3 protein-coding genes are annotated in these 2420 nt (G+C 68.3%); 2 read left to right on the top strand and 1 reads right to left on the bottom strand.

Annotation, left to right across the window (positions count from 1 at the left end):
- Nucleotides 1-42: 42 nt before the first annotated feature.
- Nucleotides 43-312: a DUF4235 domain-containing protein gene (locus AC1DWT_RS50835; RefSeq protein WP_072946224.1), complete on the bottom strand. Its 270-nt coding sequence runs from the start codon at nt 310-312 to the stop codon at nt 43-45.
- Nucleotides 313-445: 133 nt separating this feature from the next.
- On the opposite strand from AC1DWT_RS50835, the gene AC1DWT_RS50830 reads away from it, so the two are divergent.
- On the top strand, nt 446-1768 hold the full coding sequence (locus tag AC1DWT_RS50830; protein ID WP_206012302.1) for an NAD(P)/FAD-dependent oxidoreductase: 1323 nt from the start codon (nt 446-448) through the stop codon (nt 1766-1768).
- A 90-nt stretch (nt 1769-1858) separates the two neighbouring features.
- Nucleotides 1859-2302 carry an SRPBCC family protein gene (locus AC1DWT_RS50825; protein ID WP_072946225.1) on the top strand — a complete coding sequence of 148 codons (444 nt, stop codon included), beginning with the start codon at nt 1859-1861 and terminating at the stop codon, nt 2300-2302.
- Nucleotides 2303-2420 lie beyond the last annotated feature (118 nt).

Below are 2420 nucleotides of genomic sequence, written 5' to 3'. Positions count from 1 at the left end.
CATCGGCTCAGCCTAGGGGGGTTCTGGGACAAGTGCCTCGCTCTATCGGGGGTCGGCGTGGGCCAGCTTCCGGTACCCCTGGGCACCCGCCCGATCGACCGCCGCCTTGACCAGGCCGAAGACGGTGCCCTGCACGGCGGCCGCGATCAGTACTTCGCGGGTGCTGCGGGACAGATCCTTGGGGTCGGGAGCCTCGGATTCGCCTGCGACACGCTTCCACACCTGACCGAACACGGCACTCGCCGCTATTCCACCGGCGACACTCGCAGCGAGCGCCAACGGTTTGTACATCGCCTTCGATGCGGCGCTCATGTTCCCGCCCTTCGCATTCGATCCCGTCGATCGATCTCCGCTGGTCGAGTACCCGGATTCGACGCCCTCACACCGCCGCGGTCGTGACCGGGGGATTGTTTCGTTCGGCGCGTGGTTGGGGAATGCGTTCCGTATGACCTACGAATCAGCCGGAGAGCCGACGCGCATCGTCGTCGTGGGCAGCGGCTTCGCCGGATTCGAATGCGCACGCTCTCTGACGCGGCGCCTCCGGGGAACCGACGCCCGCGTCATCATGATCTCGCCCCGCGACTACATGCTCTACACACCGCTCCTGCCCGAGGTGGCGGGCGGAATCCTGGACGCGCGGTTCGTCACCATTCCACTGTCCGAGGCGCTATCGGACGTCGAGCTCGTGACGGGCAGAGTCGACGCCGTCGACTTCGACGCCCGCACCGTGCACGTCACCGACTGCGAGCAGGGTGTCGAGGAGGTGGCGTGGGACCGGGTGGTGCTCACCCCGGGATCGGTGACCCGGCTGTTCGACATTCCCGGACTCGCCGAGCACGCCAGGGGACTGAAGACGCCGGCCGAGGCACTGTACTTCCGCGACCAGCTGCTCACCCAGATCGAACTCGCCGAGCGGGACACCGACCCCCGGGTCGCCGACGCCCGACGGACGGTCGTCGTGGTCGGTGCGTCCTACGCGGGCACCGAACTCACGGCCCAACTCCGCGCCCTGGCCGACGAAGCAGCGTCCCGTCGCAACCTCGACCCCGCGAAGATCCGGTTCCTGCTGCTCGACGCCGCCGACAAGGTGATGCCCGAAGTGGGGGAGAAGCTGGGTGACAAGGTGCTGGAGGTGCTGCGCTCCCGCGGCATCGAGGTGCGACTCGGCACCACCCTGACGGAACTCGGATCCGAACACGTCACTCTCGACGACGGAACCGTCGTTCCCACCCGCACGGTCGCCTGGGTGACGGGTGTCACCGCCGGCCCCCTCGTCGACACGCTCGGATTGCCCACCGAGAAGGGCAGATTGACGGTGCGCCCCGACCTCTCGGTCGACGGGCACCCCGACGTCTTCGCGGGCGGCGACGCCGCGGCCGTTCCCGATCCGAAGAACAGCGGATCGATCACCCCGCCCACCGCGCAGCACGCCGTCCGGCAGGGGCGGGCCCTCGCCCGCAACGTGGCGGCGAGCCTGGGCGTCGGCGATGCGAAGCCGTACACCCACCGCGACATGGGTCTGGTCGTGGATCTCGGCCCGGGGTTCGCCGTCGCCAACCCCCTCGGCATCCGGCTGTCGGGGTTCCTCGCGAAGGTGGTCACCCGGGCATATCACCTCTACGCCATGCCGAACGCCGCCAATCGCTGGGCGGTCGCGCTCGCCTACCTCACCGATCTGATCTTCCCGCGTCCACTCGTGTCGATCGGGCTGGTCACCGATTCGGAATCACGGTTCGCGGCCGGTGAGGAAATCGGAGCGCAGACCTGAACTGTCGGGAGGCGAGCGCGACGCGGCTCACGTTTTCGATGCGGTCGGGGAGGGTAAGCGCGGAGAGTCGTCAGGTACCGATTCGAGGGAGTGGTCGTCATCGAGGCACATCGCGACACGTCGGCGTCGGCTTCGGATGTGTGGTCCGTCCTCGCCAACGGGTGGCTGTACCCGTCGTGGGTGGTCGGCGCGTCCCGGATGCGTGCCGTCTCCGCGGACTGGCCCGCGGTGGGAAGCCGCCTGCACCATTCCGTCGGTGCCTGGCCCGCACTGATCGACGACTCCACCGAGGTGCTCCTCGCCGAAGAGAACCGTGAACTCCGACTGCTGGCGCAGGTGACCCCCACGAAAGCGATCGTGCGGCTGCGGCTGGAGCCGCGTGGATCCGGTTGCCACCTCCAGATGTCGGAGGTGGCGGCCTCCGTCCCGTTGTCCTGGGTTCCGCGGATGGCGCAGGACCTGGCGGTGCTCCCACGCAATCTCGAGTGCCTGCGCCGACTTTCGTTCCTCGCCGAGCGAAATACGAACCCCTGACGTCATGTCGGTGGTGCCGGCGCACTCTCCGCCGCGATGACGGAGCGGGCGAGACGAGACGGCGCTCGAGTCTGCTGCGGCGAAGAAATGACCTCGAGAAGTTCGAATGGGACACCCC

It is taken from the genome of Rhodococcus sp. P4_B6, assembly GCF_056402215.1.
This window is presented reverse-complemented; position numbering and strand designations above follow the sequence as displayed.